This is a genomic window from Halalkalibacter urbisdiaboli (genome assembly GCF_002156385.1).
Taxonomy (GTDB): Bacteria; Bacillota; Bacilli; order Bacillales; family Bacillaceae_D; genus Halalkalibacter_A; species Halalkalibacter_A urbisdiaboli.
This window is the reverse complement of record NZ_MVJM01000001.1, coordinates 101,446-119,706: the sequence shown is the minus strand read 5'-3', so window position 1 is coordinate 119,706 and position 18,261 is coordinate 101,446. Positions and strand designations below refer to the sequence as shown.

17 protein-coding genes and 2 pseudogenes are annotated in these 18,261 nt (G+C 38.8%); 12 read left to right on the top strand and 7 right to left on the bottom strand.

Features of this window, described 5'->3' with window-relative positions:
• From B1R93_RS00590 to B1R93_RS00580, 3 genes are all read right to left on the bottom strand, one after another.
• The coding region (locus B1R93_RS00590) for a transposase (RefSeq protein WP_245308218.1) at positions 1 to 674 on the bottom strand (674 nt) is incomplete at its 3' end.
• A 380-nt stretch (positions 675 to 1,054) separates the two neighbouring features.
• Entirely contained in the window at positions 1,055 to 2,383 is a 1,329-nt protein-coding gene (locus B1R93_RS00585; protein ID WP_088102057.1) for a S8 family serine peptidase, read from the bottom strand.
• A 215-nt stretch (positions 2,384 to 2,598) separates the two neighbouring features.
• The gene (locus tag B1R93_RS00580; RefSeq protein ID WP_088102056.1) at positions 2,599 to 3,243 is read right to left on the bottom strand and encodes a YesL family protein; all 645 of its coding nucleotides are present in this window, start codon (positions 3,241 to 3,243) and stop codon (positions 2,599 to 2,601) included.
• A 158-nt stretch (positions 3,244 to 3,401) separates the two neighbouring features.
• On the opposite strand from B1R93_RS00580, the gene B1R93_RS00575 reads away from it, so the two are divergent.
• From B1R93_RS00575 to B1R93_RS00555, 5 genes and pseudogenes are all read left to right on the top strand, one after another.
• Positions 3,402 to 3,812: a universal stress protein gene (locus B1R93_RS00575; protein WP_088102055.1), complete on the top strand. Its 411-nt coding sequence runs from the start codon at positions 3,402 to 3,404 to the stop codon at positions 3,810 to 3,812.
• 169 nt (positions 3,813 to 3,981) lie between these two features.
• Entirely contained in the window at positions 3,982 to 5,694 is a 1,713-nt protein-coding gene (locus B1R93_RS00570; RefSeq protein WP_088102054.1) for a SulP family inorganic anion transporter, read from the top strand.
• A 224-nt stretch (positions 5,695 to 5,918) separates the two neighbouring features.
• Positions 5,919 to 7,082, top strand: a pseudogene (locus B1R93_RS00565) (aldehyde dehydrogenase family protein); the annotation flags it as partial.
• Between the two features lie 165 nt (positions 7,083 to 7,247).
• On the top strand, positions 7,248 to 8,417 hold the full coding sequence (locus B1R93_RS00560) for an ROK family transcriptional regulator (protein ID WP_088102052.1): 1,170 nt from the start codon (positions 7,248 to 7,250) through the stop codon (positions 8,415 to 8,417).
• A 313-nt stretch (positions 8,418 to 8,730) separates the two neighbouring features.
• A complete protein-coding gene (locus B1R93_RS00555; protein ID WP_245308153.1) occupies positions 8,731 to 11,085 on the top strand; it encodes a beta-glucosidase in 2,355 nt (784 codons plus the stop codon).
• Between the two features lie 187 nt (positions 11,086 to 11,272).
• Here B1R93_RS00555 and B1R93_RS23270 read toward each other — a convergent pair whose 3' ends face one another.
• The gene (locus B1R93_RS23270; RefSeq protein ID WP_245308152.1) at positions 11,273 to 11,605 is read right to left on the bottom strand and encodes a hypothetical protein; all 333 of its coding nucleotides are present in this window, start codon (positions 11,603 to 11,605) and stop codon (positions 11,273 to 11,275) included.
• Positions 11,606 to 11,685: 80 nt separating this feature from the next.
• Here B1R93_RS23270 and B1R93_RS23265 point away from each other — a divergent pair, with 80 nt between their 5' ends.
• The 5 genes from B1R93_RS23265 to B1R93_RS00530 all read left to right on the top strand — a co-directional run bounded on the left by B1R93_RS23265 (position 11,686) and on the right by B1R93_RS00530 (position 15,622).
• Positions 11,686 to 11,961, top strand: a complete 276-nt coding sequence (locus B1R93_RS23265) for a helix-turn-helix domain-containing protein (RefSeq protein ID WP_245308217.1) — start codon at positions 11,686 to 11,688, stop codon at positions 11,959 to 11,961.
• A gap of 188 nt (positions 11,962 to 12,149) precedes the next feature.
• Positions 12,150 to 12,986, top strand: coding sequence for an aldo/keto reductase (locus B1R93_RS00545; RefSeq protein ID WP_088102050.1), 837 nt, complete (start codon positions 12,150 to 12,152; stop codon positions 12,984 to 12,986).
• A gap of 123 nt (positions 12,987 to 13,109) precedes the next feature.
• Positions 13,110 to 13,496: a VOC family protein gene (locus B1R93_RS00540; protein ID WP_088102049.1), complete on the top strand. Its 387-nt coding sequence runs from the start codon at positions 13,110 to 13,112 to the stop codon at positions 13,494 to 13,496.
• A 115-nt stretch (positions 13,497 to 13,611) separates the two neighbouring features.
• Positions 13,612 to 14,406 (top strand): SDR family oxidoreductase, encoded by a 795-nt coding sequence (locus B1R93_RS00535; RefSeq protein ID WP_088102048.1) that lies wholly within the window; start codon positions 13,612 to 13,614, stop codon positions 14,404 to 14,406.
• Positions 14,407 to 14,566: 160 nt separating this feature from the next.
• Positions 14,567 to 15,622 carry a DUF3900 domain-containing protein gene (locus B1R93_RS00530; RefSeq protein WP_088102047.1) on the top strand — a complete coding sequence of 352 codons (1,056 nt, stop codon included), beginning with the start codon at positions 14,567 to 14,569 and terminating at the stop codon, positions 15,620 to 15,622.
• A gap of 341 nt (positions 15,623 to 15,963) precedes the next feature.
• Here the strand turns inward: B1R93_RS00530 and B1R93_RS23865 are convergent.
• Positions 15,964 to 16,143, bottom strand: a pseudogene (locus tag B1R93_RS23865) (IS5/IS1182 family transposase); the annotation flags it as partial.
• On the bottom strand, positions 16,139 to 16,261 hold the full coding sequence (locus tag B1R93_RS23860; RefSeq protein ID WP_425348910.1) for a hypothetical protein: 123 nt from the start codon (positions 16,259 to 16,261) through the stop codon (positions 16,139 to 16,141). The gene B1R93_RS23860 and the pseudogene B1R93_RS23865, both read right to left, overlap by 5 nt.
• Positions 16,262 to 16,913: 652 nt before the next feature.
• Here B1R93_RS23860 and B1R93_RS00515 point away from each other — a divergent pair.
• On the top strand, positions 16,914 to 17,492 hold the full coding sequence (locus tag B1R93_RS00515) for a class I SAM-dependent methyltransferase (RefSeq protein WP_088102044.1): 579 nt from the start codon (positions 16,914 to 16,916) through the stop codon (positions 17,490 to 17,492).
• A 134-nt stretch (positions 17,493 to 17,626) separates the two neighbouring features.
• Positions 17,627 to 17,779, top strand: a complete 153-nt coding sequence (locus tag B1R93_RS22835; protein WP_165763686.1) for a hypothetical protein — start codon at positions 17,627 to 17,629, stop codon at positions 17,777 to 17,779.
• Between the two features lie 78 nt (positions 17,780 to 17,857).
• Here the strand turns inward: B1R93_RS22835 and B1R93_RS00510 are convergent, their stop codons facing one another.
• Positions 17,858 to 18,046: a hypothetical protein gene (locus tag B1R93_RS00510; RefSeq protein WP_088102043.1), complete on the bottom strand. Its 189-nt coding sequence runs from the start codon at positions 18,044 to 18,046 to the stop codon at positions 17,858 to 17,860.
• Positions 18,047 to 18,261 lie beyond the last annotated feature (215 nt).

Genomic DNA, 18,261 nt, shown 5'->3' with positions numbered 1-18,261 from the left:
GCAAACATCTTTTCACGTTCGTTTTTGACATAGTAGCCACTCTCAGGATCCGTTGTACTCTCCTTGACCTCCCTCGTCGTATCCTTCTTCGAGGGAGGTAAGGGCTTTTTTCCGTTTGCCTCTCTATCGACGTTAATCTCTTCCTCTAATTGTTTCTGATACGCTCGTGCTTCTGAACGGACGACTTTCTTTCCAAACTTCCGCTTATTTGCATTGGCCTTGACGTGCGTTGAATCAATGAAGGCAATCTCTGGATTAACGAATCCCTTGTCCATTGCATTCCGAAGAATGCGGTAAAAGATCTGTTCAAACACATCACTTTCCCGGAATCTGCGAGCATAATTCTTTCCGAACGTAGAAAAGTGAGGGATTTTATCCTCGAATCCAAATCCTAAAAACCATCGATAAGCCACATTAGTTTCAATCTCTTTGATGGTCTGACGCATCGACCGAATGCCAAAGATATATTGAATAAAGACCATTTTCACTAAAACAACTGGATCGATACTAGGACGTCCTTTGTCGGAAGAATAAAGATCTTTCACCAAATCATAGATGAAATCAAATTCCATAGAGTGATCCAATTTACGAACAAGATGGTCTTCTGGAACTAGCTTTTCAATCCAAACCATCTCCATTTGCATCCGCTTATCTTCCAACTTTTTTGACATCATTCCCCATTCACCCCAGTCTTGTTTTCATTCATATTATAGAAAAAAATCTGTAAACTGTCTCCTATTTGCTTCGTATGAAGGATGGTTGAAGAGTAAGGGGATTCTCATGTCTCCTCTAAAAAAGCGGACGGGATGGGAGGGCCGACTCCTGCAGGAGGAAGGGCAGGTGGAAATCCACCGGCGGAGCCGGTTAGTTCCACGCCCGCCTGCGGAAAGCGTGCCCCCCCATCCCGGGAGCGGATTCGAAGCGACTAGTCATGGCAACCCCCTCTCTAATCACAAAAAAGCCTGTCGACGCGAGACTTTGTCGACAGGCTGTGGCTAAACTAAACAGGTTAGTTTAGCCGTTTAAAAGATAGAAAATATTTTAGGAAATTATATTACTGGGGGATAGAATTTTCAGCATTAAGATAGCCTGCCCCATAAATATTCGGATCTCTATCTCTCCATAAATCAGTGCCGCTTTTTAGTAACTCTTTTATTTCATCAGGTGTCGCATTTGGGTTATGCTGCAATATTAAGGCTGCGACTCCAGCACAAATCGGGGTTGCCATAGATGTTCCCGATAAAACGAAGTAATCTGAGCCGACTCGATTTGCTTTTTGTAGTTTATCTAAATAAGAATTTGGAGAACGTAGTGATACAATATCGACTCCTGGAGCTAAAATATCCGGTTTTTCCTTTCCATAAATCGTCGGACCCCTACTTGAGAAGCTTGCTACATCATCGTCGCTTCTTGTCTCCGCTGTATCTCTATCATCTAGTGCTCCAACTGTAATGACTTGATCGCTAATTCCAGGACTAGCGATTGTCCTTGCTTCTGGACCTTCATTTCCAGCAGCAACACATACAGTAATCCCTTCCTCCCAGGCTTTTTCTACAATTTGTACCATTGGATCATCATTTTCATTATCATATTGCTGGGCAGGAGCACCTAGTGACAGACTTATAATATGAATAGGCTGATTAGGATGCTCTTGATTATAATTAATGCACCATTCAACCCCTTGCATAATAGTTTCCAAAGAACCGGAACCCATTTTATCTAATACTTTCACTCCAATGACGTTCGCTTTAGGAGCGGGGCCCTGATAAACTCCAGATGATGCCGAACCGTCTCCGAGCGCATCACCTGCGCAATGCGTTCCGTGGCCATTATCATCATAAGGGTCCGTTCGTTGATTGATAAAATCGACAAAACCTGTAATTCTTCCTGAAAGATCCTGATGAGGGTAGATTCCTGTATCAATAACGGCAACAGTTACGCCTTCTCCGGTTAGCTCTGTTCCATTTCTAACGACGTTTTTTGCATTTGCTGACTGGACTGCCGTATCTAATAAAGCAGTAACCTCACGATTTAGATACATTTTTTTAATATGCTGACAGTTAGTTAGAAGCTCTTCTAAAACAGATGGAGTAATGACTGCACTGCAGCATGAAATACTTAAAAATTCATTTCGAATCGTACAGCCTGTATGATTCGAAAATACGGAATCAACTTCTTGACAACCCTCTTCAAAACAACCTTTTTCAAATTTAATAATAATGGATATTCTTTTTCTCTTTTTAATAAAACCCTCAAACAGGTTGTGTAAAAAACACGGGGTCCACCTGAATGGTTTATATAAATGAAGAATCTGATCACGTAATGATTTGTCTAACTTATAAGAGTGGGCACGTACCATTTGTACCATAGAAAAACCAAACATACGAAAAACCTCCTCCTTAGTGTGAATGCTATACTCTATGAAGAGGAAAGGTTAATCGAAGCGGTGTTTGTCTACTCTATGAAAAACCAGAATAATTAAGTTGATGCCAAAAATGTAGCAAGTTGTCTTAACGGTTTTGTTTATTAACAACAAAAAAACGCTCAAAAAAGGAATCACTTTTTGAGCGTTACGTTAATAGGATAGCGATAAGAGCGTTAGGATTCTTCAGTTGGATTTTGTGCTTCCTGCTTTTTTTGAATCTTAGAAAAAGCTAAATAAGCGGAACCCATAATGATAAACGCAACCGTACTTGCGCCAAAGAAGACGATTAAACCAGGAATGGAAATCATAATAAAATAAAGAATAACTAACCCTGCGATCATTGAAATGTTTGCGAGCGGATTCATAACCATAATAAGAAAAGCATTCTTAATGATTTGAAAAAGCTTAAGCTCGTAATGAACAAATACGGGAATAATATATAAAAGCATAAAATAATAAACGAGGCTAAGGACTAAAACAGGTATATATAAAATACCAATCCAGCTACCAGCAGCTGTTTGCAAAAACTGAAGATCGATATAAAGTATATATCCTATAATAGCTAAGGAAAGCCCGAGTAAATTCACTTTCACGAAATCTTGCTTATAATATGACCAAAACGTTTTAAAAATGGGAACGTCTTCATCTTTCATAATCCATTTTCGAATAATCGCAAACATTGCAGCTGTTGCGGGCATAAACCCGAAGACGATTAATCCTAATAAAGTAAACGCTACCCATAAAATATTGATATATGCTAATCTCATGATCCATTCGGAGATTCGGTAAAATCCCCCCATGAGTCCACCCGTTTGCATAAAGCTGTCCTCCTAACCAATACTATTTAATATTATACTAATAACTATTAAGTATTACCATGATTCAAAGACATTTTTATCGAATTTTATGACCAATGTTTAAATGTTCGCTTTTTTGAGCATGTAGAGACTATACTCTAAAAAAGGGGTGTTATGGCATGTTTCAACGAATTCTACTTGCAACAGATGGTTCAGAGCATTCACTGCGAGCAACGGAAAAAGCGAAAGCGCTTTTAAAGGGTGGAGAAGGGACAGTCGATGTTGTATACGTTGTCAGTGGCGATACCTCAAAAACAGAAGTTCTTAATAGCTACAGTAAAATTGAGATTGAGAAAAAACGAAAGGATAAATTAAAGAATGTAGAAGAGGCATTAGCTGGTTTTGATTATACGATTCATATTTTACACGGAGAACCAGGGCCCACCATTGTCAAATTTGCGAACGAAAGAAATTACGATTGCGTCGTGTTAGGCAGCCGTGGTTTAAATCGTCTCCAAAGCTTAGTGTTAGGAAGCGTTAGTCATAAAGTAGCAAAGCGAGTGACAAGTCCAGTTCTCATCGTAAAGTAGAAGCTTTTAACAAGTAGGAGCGCTATTTCTCGAATCCCTTTTTATTAAAGGGATTTTTTTGTGGAATAGAATAATCACATTCTACTTAACAAAAGTATAAATACATTTATCCATTTTGGTCAAAAGTGTGTTAAGCTAAAAGGAATGAAGCTTAAGAAGGGATGGAGTTATGATACCGAACTCATTAATGAATCATACTAAAGCTACGCTAAAGCGCGATATGATTGCTGGGATAACATTATTTGTCATGCTGATACCTCAGGGGATGGCGTATGCAATGCTCGCTGGGCTTCCTCCTGTTATGGGCTTATATGCATCAACCATTCCTTTATTTGTGTATGCTTTTTTAGGATCTTCAAAGCATTTGTCAGTAGGGCCGGTTGCAATAACATCATTGCTCGTTTTCTCAGGAGTTTCTGTGTATGCTGAACCGGGTTCTGCTTCCTATATCTCAACAGTCATTGTTCTTGCTATGATGGTTGGTTCCATTCAAGTGTTATTTGGAATCCTCAGGCTAGGGTTTATTGTAAAATTTATTCCGCATTCTGTAATGAACGGTTACACATCAGCAGCAGCAATTGTGATCGGGATTAGTCAGTTAAAGCACCTACTAGGAATTGAGTTAGGAAATTACTTGCAGGTGCACCTTCTTCTTTTAGAGGTTTTTCAGAAGGTATATGACATTCATCTGTTGACGCTCCTTATAGGTGTAGGGTGTATAGCTCTTCTATTAGCAATGAAAAGATGGAATCCTAAGCTCCCTGCTGCTCTTGTGGTTGTCATATTATCGATTGCAACCGTTCTACTTTTCCGTTTAGATACACAGCAGCTTCGGGTAGTTGGCGATATACCAAACGGCTTCCCCGGTTTTTCTTTGCCTTACGTAACGTTTGAGATGTTGAAAATGCTAGCCCCTCTTGCCTTAACTATCGCATTATTAGGATATATGGAGTCTCTATCTATCGCAAAGGCAGTCGCGAAGAAAGAAAAATACGACATTAAACCTAATAAGGAGTTTACAGCGCTAGGCTTTTCTAACATTATCGGATCGTTTTTTTCCTCTTATCCTGTGAACGGTAGTTTTTCAAGAACAGCAGTTAATCATCAAGCTGGCGGGGCAACGCAGCTGACGGCAATGATTACTGGTCTGCTTGTGACGATAACGGTCGCTATTTTTACCTCTTTCTTTTACTATTTGCCTAATGCGACACTTGCGGCAATTATCATGGTAGCTGTTTATAAATTAGTTGATTTTAAGGAAATGAAACATCTTTTTATCGTTAAACAATTTGAGGGGTGGATTTGGCTTGCTACGTTTTTTACAACATTGTTTGTTGGAATTCAATGGGGCATTATTTTAGGTGCGCTTTTTACACTAGTTCTTATTATTAAGAAAAGTGCAAAACCAAATATTGCTCAGTTAGGGTATGTAGCAAACGAAAAAAGCTTTCGGGATATAAGTCGATATCCAGAGGCGATAACTGCAAATGAAGTCGTACTCCTACGAATTGATTCGAGCCTTCACTTTGCTAATATCTCGTTTTTAGAAGAGGAAGTAAAACACCTTCTTAATAGGAAAACAACCCAGTGGCTTATTCTTGACATGAGTGGTGTAAATGATATTGATACGATTTCGATTCAACGATTAGAGGAGATTATTCATTCTTTTCAGCAAAGAGGGGTTACCGTCTTATTTGCACATATGAAGGGCTCTGTCCGTGATACGGTTAATAAGCTAGGATGGCAGGAGAAATATAAAGAACAACAAAATCATCTATCCATTGACCAATTATTAAAAGAAAAGGGCATCCGTTCTTATTTCGATCCCTCCTACCAATATGTAAGTGCCACAAAGGAATGGAATAATAATTTTATTATTTAATAAATGGAGAGTGACAGGGGTGTATACCTTGTATGCTCTACATAGACAAAAGTGTAAAAAGTGAACACTTTTGTAAATAGATGAGGAAAACGATTTTTAAAAATTGCTAAATATGATGTTTAATAAGGCCACTTTAAAGAGAGTGTGCCTTTTTTATTTTTTGGCACGGAAATTGCAATAGTTATAGGTGTATATATTATTAACCACAAATGGAGGGGAATTGTATGTTAACACCTTATAAGCACGAACCATTTCAAGACTTTTCAGTAGAAGAGAATCAACAAAATTTTACAGAAGCCATTAGACAAGTTGAAACGAGAGAACTTGGAAAAGAATATGATCTTGTTGTTGGAGGAGAACGTATTTCGACGGTTGAGAAGATTATTTCTTATAATCCATCGAATAAAGAAGAAGTAATAGGGATTGTATCGAAAGCGGACTCAGATATCGCAGAAAAAGCGATTCAAGCAGCAAGTGAAACTTTTGAATCATGGAGAAAAGTATCGCCTGAAGAGCGCGCAAATATTATTATTCGTGCAGCATCCATTGTCCGACGCCGTAAAAATGAGTTTTCCGCAATGCTTGTAAAGGAGGCAGGAAAACCTTGGAAGGAGGCGGATGCAGATACAGCAGAAGCGATTGACTTTATGGAGTATTATGCTCGCCAAATGATAGCTTTGAAAGATGGTAAGCAGATTAATAGTCGTGAGGGAGAGCAGAACCGTTATATTTATACACCAACAGGGGTGACAGTTGTGATTTCTCCATGGAACTTTGCCTTTGCTATTATGGCAGGGACAACGGTTGCGCCGATTGTAACAGGGAACACAGTCCTTTTAAAACCAGCAAGTACAACACCAGTTGTAGCTGCTAAATTTGTGGAAGTCTTAGAAGAAGCAGGTCTTCCAAAGGGGGTTGTTAATTTTGTTCCAGGAAGTGGTGCTGAAGTTGGTGATTACCTTGTTGACCATCCAAAAACAGCATTAATTACATTTACGGGCTCTCGTGAAGTTGGGACTCGTTTATATGAAAGAGCTGCAGTTGTTCATCCTGGGCAAACTCATTTAAAACGTGTGATTGTAGAAATGGGTGGGAAGGACACGGTTGTTGTCGATAAAGATGCAGATCTTGATCTTGCTGCTGAGTCGATAGTTGTATCAGCATTCGGATTTTCAGGTCAAAAGTGCTCTGCTGGTTCTCGTGCAGTTATTCATCAGGATGTGTATGATGTAGTATTAGAAAAAGCGGTAAAACTAACGAATGAACTTACTGTAGGTGATCCTACTTCTGGAGAAAACTATATGGGTCCTGTCGTTGATCAGAAAGCTTTTAATAAGATAATGGATTATATTAATATTGGAAAAGAAGAAGGTCGTTTAGTAACAGGGGTTTAAGAGAGTTAAATAGCGAACCAACCCCTTAAAAAATTCGCTTCGATTTTGGTAGCTTTATCAAAACCGAAGCTTTTTTTAATAGGAATAAAGCTAAGGTGGCTGTATTAAGCTTCATGCGTGTTATAATAAAGCAAAGTTTTTGCGAAAGTGGTGTTTACCTTGCTTAGGGACTTTATATGGGATGATTCAAAGAAAAACCAAAATAGAAAATCACTCTATCAACTGATTCATCGGGAAGGACCAATTTCAAAATCTAATGTGCTTAAATCATTTTCTGTACCACAAACGACCTTGACAAGAATGGTAGCGGAATTTGAAGGTAATGGGTGGATTCGTTCTGGAGGCTTTGGGCAACCAAGTGGGGGAAGACCACCCGTTTTATATAAGGTGCGAGAAGATGCGGGTTATTTCATTGGGATTGAGATTGCTAGAGTAGTTCAAGTGCTGCTATTGGACTTGGAATTTAATATTTTGAATCGGAAAAAGTTTTCGGTAACAGTAGAGCATACACCGGAGATTACGATTCCTTTCATTATCAATATGATGAAACAGCTTATTCAGACTCATCAAATTTCGGTTAGTGATATCATCGGTATTGGTATTGGGGCAATCGGGCCACTTGATCGAAACAATGGCAGGATGATCAATCCTGAATCATTTATAGCATCTGGGTGGGACAATGTACCGATCGTCAATGAAATTAAAAAGGAATTTCCGGTTCCCATTCTTATAAACAATGGTGCGAATACTGCGGCCCTTGCAGAATACCAAGCCCAACTTTTTTCAAGTGAGAATCTCTTATATTGTATTAGTGGCTACGGTATTCGCTGCGGATTTATACAGGCTGGGATTTCACTTAATAGTCGTCAAGGGGATGCTAGCTCGTATGGTCATATTATCGTAGAACCTGGTGGACGACTTTGCTCCTGTGGAAAAAAAGGCTGTTTGAACGCATATAGTTCCTTTGGAGCTATGTTTGCGCAAATAAAACGGGAAGTTCCAAGCATGGAGCTTACATCTTCAGGTCAATTAGTTGAAGCGCTTAATCAAAATGTACATATTGTTGAAAAGGTCGTTCAGGAGTCCGCTTATTATTATGGGTTGGCGGTAGCAAACATGATAAACCTTCTGCATCCAGACGTTGTCCTACTAGAGGGAAAGTTGATTAAAGAAAGTGAAGCCTATATGAATGACGTTATCAGCATTGCTACTGAGCATGTCTACTCAAACCGTAGGAGAGATATCACGATTCGTAAAGGACAGTTAGGAAGAGATGCTGTTGCAGTTGGGGCTGCAGTCGAGGTGTTTCATTCTTTTTTTAAACGGTAATGTAGTACGAATTCAACAATTAAATGAGGCAGCACATTCTGCAGTTACAAAGTGATATGTAGAAAGACTAAGTGATAGGGGTGTTTGAAGGTTTGAGACCTTTTGACACCCTTTATTACCATTTACATCAAAAATAGAAACCGCAGTAAGTTTTTTAAAGACATTCTGGAATGGAATGTCTTTTTTATTAATGGAGATAAAACAGGAATTTTTTTGAGTGATAACTTTCTAAGAATGGTGTCATATTAAATTGTAGATAGTAGTGTCCTTATATTTCTAGTTGGATTTATAAACCGTTAGGAGTGGTAGCAGAGTGAGACAGAGAAGAAGCAGGAAGTTTGTTTTTTTAATCATAATGACAGTTCTCATCATATTTAGTGGGTTTTTTAGTGTTCAAGTTGCATTTGCAGCTCAGAGTTCCCTAGGACAAAAGGAATCTAAACAACAGACTACCCCAAAATTAGCAGATAAGGCATCAATTGATAAAGTAATAAAAGCAATGACTTTAGAAGAAAAAGCAAAAATGGTTGTTGGTAGTGGGATGCCAGGGATGTTTGGAAATCCTGTAGCAGAGGTAGCTGGTGCAGTTGGAGTCACTCATCCTATCCCGAGGTTAGGAATCCCGAAACTCTTATTTGCCGATGGCCCTGCTGGGTTACGAATTAGCCCAATTAGAGAAGGGGATACACATACATATTATGCAACGGCATTTCCGATAGAGACAGCACTGGCCTCAACATGGGATCAGAAAATGGTTGAAGTTGTTGGAGCAGCCATTGGCAATGAAACAAAAGAATATGGACTTGATATTTTATTGGCTCCCGCATTGAACCTTCATCGTAATCCTTTAGGTGGAAGAAATTTCGAATATTTTTCCGAGGATCCTTTGCTTACTGGAAAAATGGGCGCCTCCTATGTACAGGGTGTCCAAGCAAACAATGTTGGAGCAACCCTTAAGCACTTTGTTGCTAATAACCAGGAAACAAACAGGGGTACGATTGATACCATCGTATCACAAAGGGCCTTAAGAGAATTGTATCTAAAAGGCTTTGAAATAGCAGTAAAGGAAGCTTATCCTTGGTCAGTGATGAGCGCATATAATCAGGTTAATGGCTTCCCTTCCTCTCAAAATAAGGAATTATTAACATCAGTTTTAAGAGGAGATTGGAATTTTGAAGGATTTGTGATGACCGATTGGTTTGCTGGCGATGATCCTGTAGCACAGATGATAGCAGGCAACGATCTCATTATGCCGGGAGAAAGAAAACATATCACGCAAATTATCCATGCTGTGAACAATGGCATACTTGATGAAGCCATTCTTGACCGGAACATTAGACATATTTTGAACAGTGTGATAAAGGCACCGAGCTTCAAGGGCTATCGCCATTCTAATAATCCTCATTTGAAAGCACATGCACAAATAGCACGACAGTCAGCTGCAGAAGGAATGGTGCTTTTAAAAAATAAAGGCGGGGCTTTGCCTTTAAGTAAACATGCAAAAATTGGATTGTTTGGAAACACACAGATTGAAACATTCAAAGGTGGTACAGGTAGTGGGAATGTCCACTCAGCATATGTTGTTTCGATTGCGGAAGGTTTAGAGGATAGGGGATTTCGGTTGAACCGCGGACTTTTAGACAGCTATAAGACATATATTTCAAGCTTAAGACAACAGGAGGAATATAAAGTTAAACCAGACCCATTAGGAATTGATTTTGGTTTTGTTATCCCGTCAATTCCGGAAAAGCCGCTTAAAGGAAGCGAGATTACCTTAGTGGAGAAAGAAACAGACCTTGGGGTAATCGTCATTGGTAGAATTTCAGGAGAATTTGAAGACCGAAAAAATGAAAAAGGAGATTTTCTTTTAACAGATCATGAACAAAAAATGATTGAGGGCGTAGCAGAACAATATCATGCAGCAGGAAAAAAAGTTGTTGTTGTTCTTAACATTGGGGGACCAATAGAAGTAGCGAGTTGGAGAGATAAAGTCGATGCCATTGTCTTAGCATGGCAACCTGGCCAGGAAGCCGGTCATGCAGTAGCTGATGTATTATCAGGTTATGTGAATCCGTCTGGTAAACTTTCTACAACTTTCCCGATGAAATACAATGATGTCCCTTCTGCGAACAACTTTCCCGGTACTCCACTGGAAAACCCGACAGTCGTTCATTATGAAGAAGATATTTATGTAGGGTATCGATACTATACTACGTTCCAAGTAGAGCCTGCCTATGAGTTCGGATATGGGTTATCTTATACAGCATTTGATTATCAAAACCTGAAAGTAAAAAAAGGAAAAGGCACAATCACGATTAAGATGACAGTAAAAAATACTGGGGATGTCCCAGGGAGAGAAGTAGTACAGGTTTACCTATCAGCACCTGATGGCAAACTAGAAAAACCCGCATTAGAACTAAAAGCATTCGAAAAAACAAAAGATTTGAAACCGAATCAACATCAATCATTGACATTTAACCTATTGACAAGAGATCTTGCTTCATTTGATGATGAGAAATCCGCATGGGTAATCGAAAAAGGTGTATATACCATAGCAGTAGGGTCTTCTTCTGAAAACATTCATGAAACGGCACAATTTAAAGTAGATAAGGATATCATTGTCGAAAAAGTAAAGGATGTATTAGAACCAGAAATTGAAATGAATTAAACTTTCTAAATTACATTAACTAGGTAGCGCAAAAAACAAAAAAGAGAGGTCGCCGCTGAAAAAGAAAAATCCAGAGGGCATTGAAAAAGGGTACCCTTTTTCAGCCTCTTCAAAATCCACCCTTTTTCAGCGGCTTTAATCTCAAGAATGGTCTTGCTTGATTGCAGGTATTTTTTATCGCAGCCTACTATCTCTCGTTAATCCATACTCGCATTTCACCTGGGGTGCGGTTGCACCAAGCGAAGTAGGGAATGGCTTTTATCGTAACCGTCGACGTTGAATGGGAGTCAGGACGGTATAATTCATTGTCCCAGTCTTCCTCTTTAATTCGCGTTGCTTCTCCTGATATGGCTACAACCCCTTCTAGTAAGGTTGGATCGTATGTTGGTGTTAGGCTGTGAGTTGGAACAAGCGAGATTAGTTGGAGATTTACTCCGTTATCAATCTCTTCTAGGCAATAGACGATTGGCCCACGCTGTAAGGCGATCTTGCCGGCATTTTCTCGACGCTGATGACTCACATTCAAAATCGAAAAAAGAAAACATCATCTCGTCGATTATTGAATGGACGAGAATCAATGCTAAGAATGAAATCTCGGTGATGTCGATTGCAGAAAAGTTTAACTACAATCGTGATTATCTCTCAAGAATGTTTAAACAACATACCGGAACGAATCTTCAGGAGTACATTCACTTAAATAAACTCGCGAAAGCGAAAGAGTTATTAACGCGGACGGATCAATCTGTAAAAGATATTGCCTTAGCCATCGGGATACATGATGAGAAGTACTTTATGAGAATGTTTAAAGCGCATGAAAAGGTAACGCCTACTGAATATCGTAAAGCATATTATCGAACCTATTTAAACAATGCCTAAAGTAACTATACAAAAAGTAACTTACTAGGGTTTTGGTGATTAATTTTAAATAATTTCACTACTTTTCAGATTCAACATTGCCAACTATAATGCTTGTTGAAAGGCTTTATTTGAAGATGAAGGAAATGAACAGGTGTACATCGAATGACTATGGTGGACGCTGTGAATAATGAAGAGGAGTGATACATATGGCAGATTTAACAAGTACTGTAACATTGCACAATGGTGTGAAAATGCCTCGCGTTGGCTTAGGTGTATTTCAGGTTGAAGAAGGGGAAGAGGTCGTACAGTCTGTTAAAGCGGCACTTGAAGCAGGCTATCGTAGCATTGATACGGCAGCCATTTATGGCAATGAGGAAGGTGTTGGTAAGGCCATTGCAGAATCAGCTATTCCACGTGAAGAACTCTTTATTACTACAAAGCTATGGAATTCTGAACAAGGTTATGAGTCGACACTGGCTGCCTTTGAGGAAAGTATGAAAAAATTGGGCTTAGACTATCTTGATTTGTATTTAATACACTGGCCTGTTCCAGCAAAGGGCGAGTACAAAAATACGTGGAAGGCCTTTGAAAAGCTTTATAAAGACGGGAAAATTCGTGCGATTGGCGTAAGTAATTTTAAAATTCACCATCTTGAGGATTTAATGGCTGAGTGTGAGATTAAGCCGATGGTCAATCAAGTTGAATACCACCCTCGTTTAACCCAAAAAGAGTTACATGAGTTTTGTAAGCGACATCAAATTCAATTAGAAGCATGGTCTCCATTAATGCAAGGCGGTCTTCTTGAAGAGCCAACACTAGTGGAAATCGCAAATAAATATAATAAATCAACGGCTCAAGTCATCATCCGTTGGGATTATCAAAATGAAGTGGTGACGATTCCGAAATCGGTTAAAGCACATCGTATTGTTGAAAATGCTGATATCTTTGATTTCGAGTTAACGGCAGAGGAAATTGCCAACATCGACGCACTTAATCAAGACAAGCGAATCGGGCCAGACCCAGATGAATTTAACAGAGCCTAAGTAGAACTCTGCAATGAGCAAATAGAGCCATTGTCTAGCACATTTCTGGCATTTGCATAACGGAATATGATACGTTTACAATGAGTCTAGCATTGGAATTGATAACGAAAAGGATGTGGCACAATGGCAGTAAAGAAAATAGAACATGTAGGCATTATGGTTTCTAATATGGAGGCATCAATAGCATTTTATCGCGATATCATTGGGTTAGAGCTATTTGACCGATTGGATTTGGAGAACGGAGTCGTACTTGGCTTTCTCGGCTTTGCGAATGCAAAAGAAACGGTAGTTGAGCTCGTTGAAATTAAGGACGGGGCATTTGCAGAAGAAGGGCGCGTACATCATATCGCCTTTACAGTGGAAAATATTGAAGCTGAGATTGAGCGTCTTAAAGGGTTGAATGTAACATTTATTAACGAAAACATTAGTACACTTCCGAACGGCTCGAACTATATTTTCTTTTACGGGCCAGACCAGGAACGAATTGAATTTTTTGAACCAGGAAAATAATATAGAAGGATTACAATTTAAAGCGGCTTAGCCGCTTTTTTTTTGTGCTTGAATTGATTAAATCGATTGCTCCCTGTTTAGAATAGAGATAAACGAAAAAGGGGAAGAGTTGCCTATGACGAGAACAAATAGTTTTACAGGGAAGCTAGCAGTCGTAACTGGAGCTGGTTCGGGAATGGGACGTGCTGCAGCCATTCAGCTAGCAAACGAAGGGGCTAAGCTTGCATTATTTGATATTAAGCGTGAGAATGCAGAGCATACAAAGCAACAAATCGAGAAACAAGGCAGGAGCGCATTCGCTTTTGAATGTGACATTGCCTCCTCACAATCCGTTAAAGCGGCAATAAATGAAACAGTTGAACGTTTCGGACAGATAGATGTTCTTTTTGCAAATGCCGGAATAGCAGGGGAAATGGCACCGATTGAAACGATGGCCGTAGATGATTGGGAGAAGACCATCCAAACCAATTTAACGGGGACCTTTCTCACGGTAAAGCATGCGATTCCAAGCATGAAGAAAAAAGGGGGAAGCATTATTATAACTAGTTCGGTAAGCGGAAATAGAGTCTTTTCACAGGCAGGATTTTCTGCTTATAGCACAACAAAAGCAGGACAGCTAGCGTTTATGAAAATGGCTGCACTTGAACTAGCTCGTTATAAAATCCGTGTAAATGCAATTTGTCCAGGGGCGATTAAGACCAATATTGGACAATCGCTTCATTCATCTCCTGATGTAAAGAACATCGAAGTCCCTCTTTCGTTTCCTGAAGGAGATCAACCCCTTGAGCATGGTCCCGGAACCGCGCAGCAAGTCGCTGAGCTTGTTTCCTTTCTTGCAAGTGAAGCTTCGAGCCATATTACAGGAACAGAGGTTTATATTGATGGCGGTGAATCGTTGCTGCGGGGATAATTGGAGGATTTCTTTGATGGGTCGACGGTCACTAAAAAGGTAAAAACAATCTATTTCAGTGGCCTCTTTAATTTCTGACTTTCTTTCCTCTCAAGGTTTAGTTAAGGAACTAATGATGATATAATTGGTTGTTTAAGAGAAACTTGCAAAGGTGAGAGATATGGACTTTTCAATCGATTATTTATCGTTCTTTGTTGTCCAAGTAGAAGGACAAGGAGAACAAGCGGTTAAACGTTATAAGCATTACCAAACGCTCGATCATTCATTGTATGAAGAAAGTGCGTTAAAACCGTTTCTTGACGGGGAGTTAATGAAAATCTCAAAACGAAAAGTAGAAAGAAATCCAAAGTCGGAACAGGTTCCTACGAAAATCGGTCGCTTTATCGCTGAGCCAGGTTATGAATTAGATACAAATCCAAACTACAATATGTTTAATCGGGTTCGAACAGCAGCTTCAATTGATGAGTTTAAACAGCATAGCGAACAACTAGTCCGTGCCTATGTTGATACAAGTGCGATTCGTGGTGGTGCACTGCTCGTAGCTAGGGCGAAACTAACACAATATATGGACGACCCGTTCGTGTTTATCATGAAATGCGACTTCGAACAGAAGGTTGCGACCATTTCAGATGAAAGCACACTGATTCGCAATATTGAAATGGCAATCACAACAAAAAACATGAAATCAATTCAATACCCCTACATGCCCGAAGAAGGCATGACGGAAGAATGGGAGTTAAAATTACACCAATCCTCTCATGCACGTTATTTCGAAGACTTCTTGAAATTCGTTGAATATCATCAATCGATGCCAGAAATTATGAAAACGCAAGTCATGCAATTTGCGCAACAGCACATCGCTGAAACGTATCAAGAAGAAACGCCAGAACGCCAGCAGGAAGAAGAATACATCGAAGCATGGGCGAACACCCCAAAGCGTGAAATCCAAGAAAAATGGACGCAAGAGCAAGTCGTAGAAGCATCTGCACATTTAGTTGAACAAGCGCCAGAAATAAGCTTGAGCTTTAAGCTAGATGATGTTCAAGTGAAAGGATTACTATCAGATTTTGGTGAAAACATTCACATTGCAAAGGTGAATGGGAAGTATGTGTTATTGATTGAAGGCTTTAGCTTGAATTTTGAAAAGGGACATTCACCTGTGGAGTTTTTAAAGCCTGAGAGTTTGGAGGATGTGTTGAAGCGGGTGGGGAGGTAAGGTGAGTGGTGATTTGTGACCTCATTTATTAACCAATTGGGCATTAATACAGTGTTTCTTAAAGAAATAGTGACCCGAAAGTGAAGTGACCCGTTTTTTGCATTATTAATAAAATACAATTATGTCTTAAAGTTTGTAAAATAGACTTCCAAATTAAACACTTACTTATAGTAGGTGTTTTTTTGATTTTCATAGGGCAATTGATAGCTATAACAATTAAACCAAATAAACAAAGGTCTTTAATTCTCCATGTTGACTTATATACTGATACAAACAGGTATTTTCAGATTGGTTTAGTCAATGTTGGGAAAAAGCTGGTGGATCTTCATTGAACTTACCATCACATAGTATCCACTTTCGGGATCCGTTGTACTCTCTTTGAGCTCCCTCGTCGACTCCTTCTTCAAAGGTAAGGGCTTTTTTCCGTTTTCAGCTCTCTCAGCGTTAATCTCTTTTTCTAATTGTTTCTGGTACGCTCTCGCTTCCGAACGAACAACTTTTTTTCCAAACTTCCGCTTAGATAAAATCAAATACCATCGAATGATCCAATTTACGAACAAGGTGGTCTTCAGGAACTAACTTTTCAATCCAGACCATCTCCATTTGCATCCGCTTATCTTCCAACTTCTTTGACATCATCGTCCATTCACCCAGTCTTGTATTCATCCGTATTATAGAAAAAAACCAGTCAACTGTCTCGCATTTTTGAGTATAAAGGATGTTAAAAAGGAAGAGGACTCGTATTTCTCCTCTGAAAAAGCGGACGGGATGGGAGGGCCGACTCCTGCAGGAGGAAAGGGCAGGTGGAAATCCACCGGCGGAGCCGGTTAGTTCCACGCCCGCCTGCGGAAAGCGTGCCCCCATCCCGGTAGCGGATTCGAAGCGTCTTATCATGGCAACCCCACAAAAATACAAAAAGCTTATCGACTGTCTCGTTATAGAGACTTTGTCGACAAGCTGAAAGAATGCCTAGATATCTAGGCATTCTTTATTATCCCCAAATATTAACATTAAAGGTTAACAAAGTTTTTTATTTATATTGTGTTTATTGCAGTCTTGGTGGCATTTTTTGTTTTTTGTTCAAACCTCCAAAATACCCCAACCAGGAAAATACAATTTCTTTTTTATTTTACTTTTAATAAAATATTAAAAACAGGCTTGGTAACAATAGGAAGGAAGGGTGGTGGGAAACAATGAAAAAATGTATACATAAAGGTTTTTGAAGGATGAGTTTGCTCTTTCACCTTTTTCGCTCCAAAAAAAAATTAAATACAATTAAGGGAGAAATTAAATGAGTACCATAGCCTATGTTAAAAACATACTAAAAGATCCGAATATTGCATCCATTACTCCTACTTCAAAATCTGGTGTAAGAGAAGTATGTAGCAAAATGAACTTAAATCAAAGGGTTGTAATTATTGAATATGGACCAGCCACTGGTGTTTTTACGAACTATTTACTTGAGCGAATTACTGATAATTCATTAATCGTTGCAGTTGAACTCAATGAAACTTTTGCGGGAATTTTAGAAAATAACATACAGGATAAACGACTTAAAATTCACAAAGATAGTGCAGAGAATATCGATCAAATAATGGATCAATATGACCAAAAGGCTGATTATGTGATTTCGGGTATTCCATTTTCTTTGTTTACTCCCCAACTCAGAGATAATATTGTTAAAAAAACAAAAGATGTTCTAAATTCGGGAGGTAAATTTTTACCATACCAAACTTTTTTTCAAAAAGACCGTCACTTAAAAGACCATTTAACTAAACATTTTTCTTCTGTTCAAGATGGTTATTTTTTTAGAAATATTCCTCCAATGAGATTATACGAAGCGGTTAAGGGAGAAGGGAAATATTTTTAAAAATATATTAAGAAATCGGGAGTTGGCATTTTATTTCCGCTTATAGTGAACCCAAGGTATTTCAGTTTCTACCGATTGATTAAGGAAAATATACAAGCTTTTTATTATGTTAATGCTACTAAGGAGGCATCTGGATGAACGAGAAGGTTATGACTTATACTAGGGCTAGGGCCAAGCAAGAGAAGTATTATGTTAAGGATCTTTTTGAAAATCCAATTTTACACCGCCAAATTCAAGGAGATAAAGTCTATACACCTTTAAATAAAGAAAGATTTTGGGGTATTTAATACCCTTTTCTATAATAAGAGGTGAAATTATCCACCTCTTATTATAGAGTTAAGCCCTTATATAAGCTGGGAATGGAATTATTTCCGAAAGATCCTTTTTATGTCTTTACAATACTTTTCAAACATTATCCCTTGGTAATGCTTTAAGAGAACGCAGAATTCTTGATCAGTAATGCAAAGCGGTTCTCTATCCCCAACATAGATATCTGGCTCAATAATAATTTTAAAATCTTTTTTACCCACGCGTTTATTTGAACCACTATTCATTATTATCACTCCTAATTATTATTCTAAATATTTCCAAATTTATATGTACTTTATGTCTATTCAGCAACCGCCTTTATGGAAGGTACAAATGCCTGTTTCAGTTGTCTTTCCTCGAATTTAAACATAGGTCTTAGTCCCCCCGAACCTTTTAAAATGTACAGTTGTCTATGATTTTTTTAAACGGTTGTCCAATCATAAATGATTAAACCGAATAA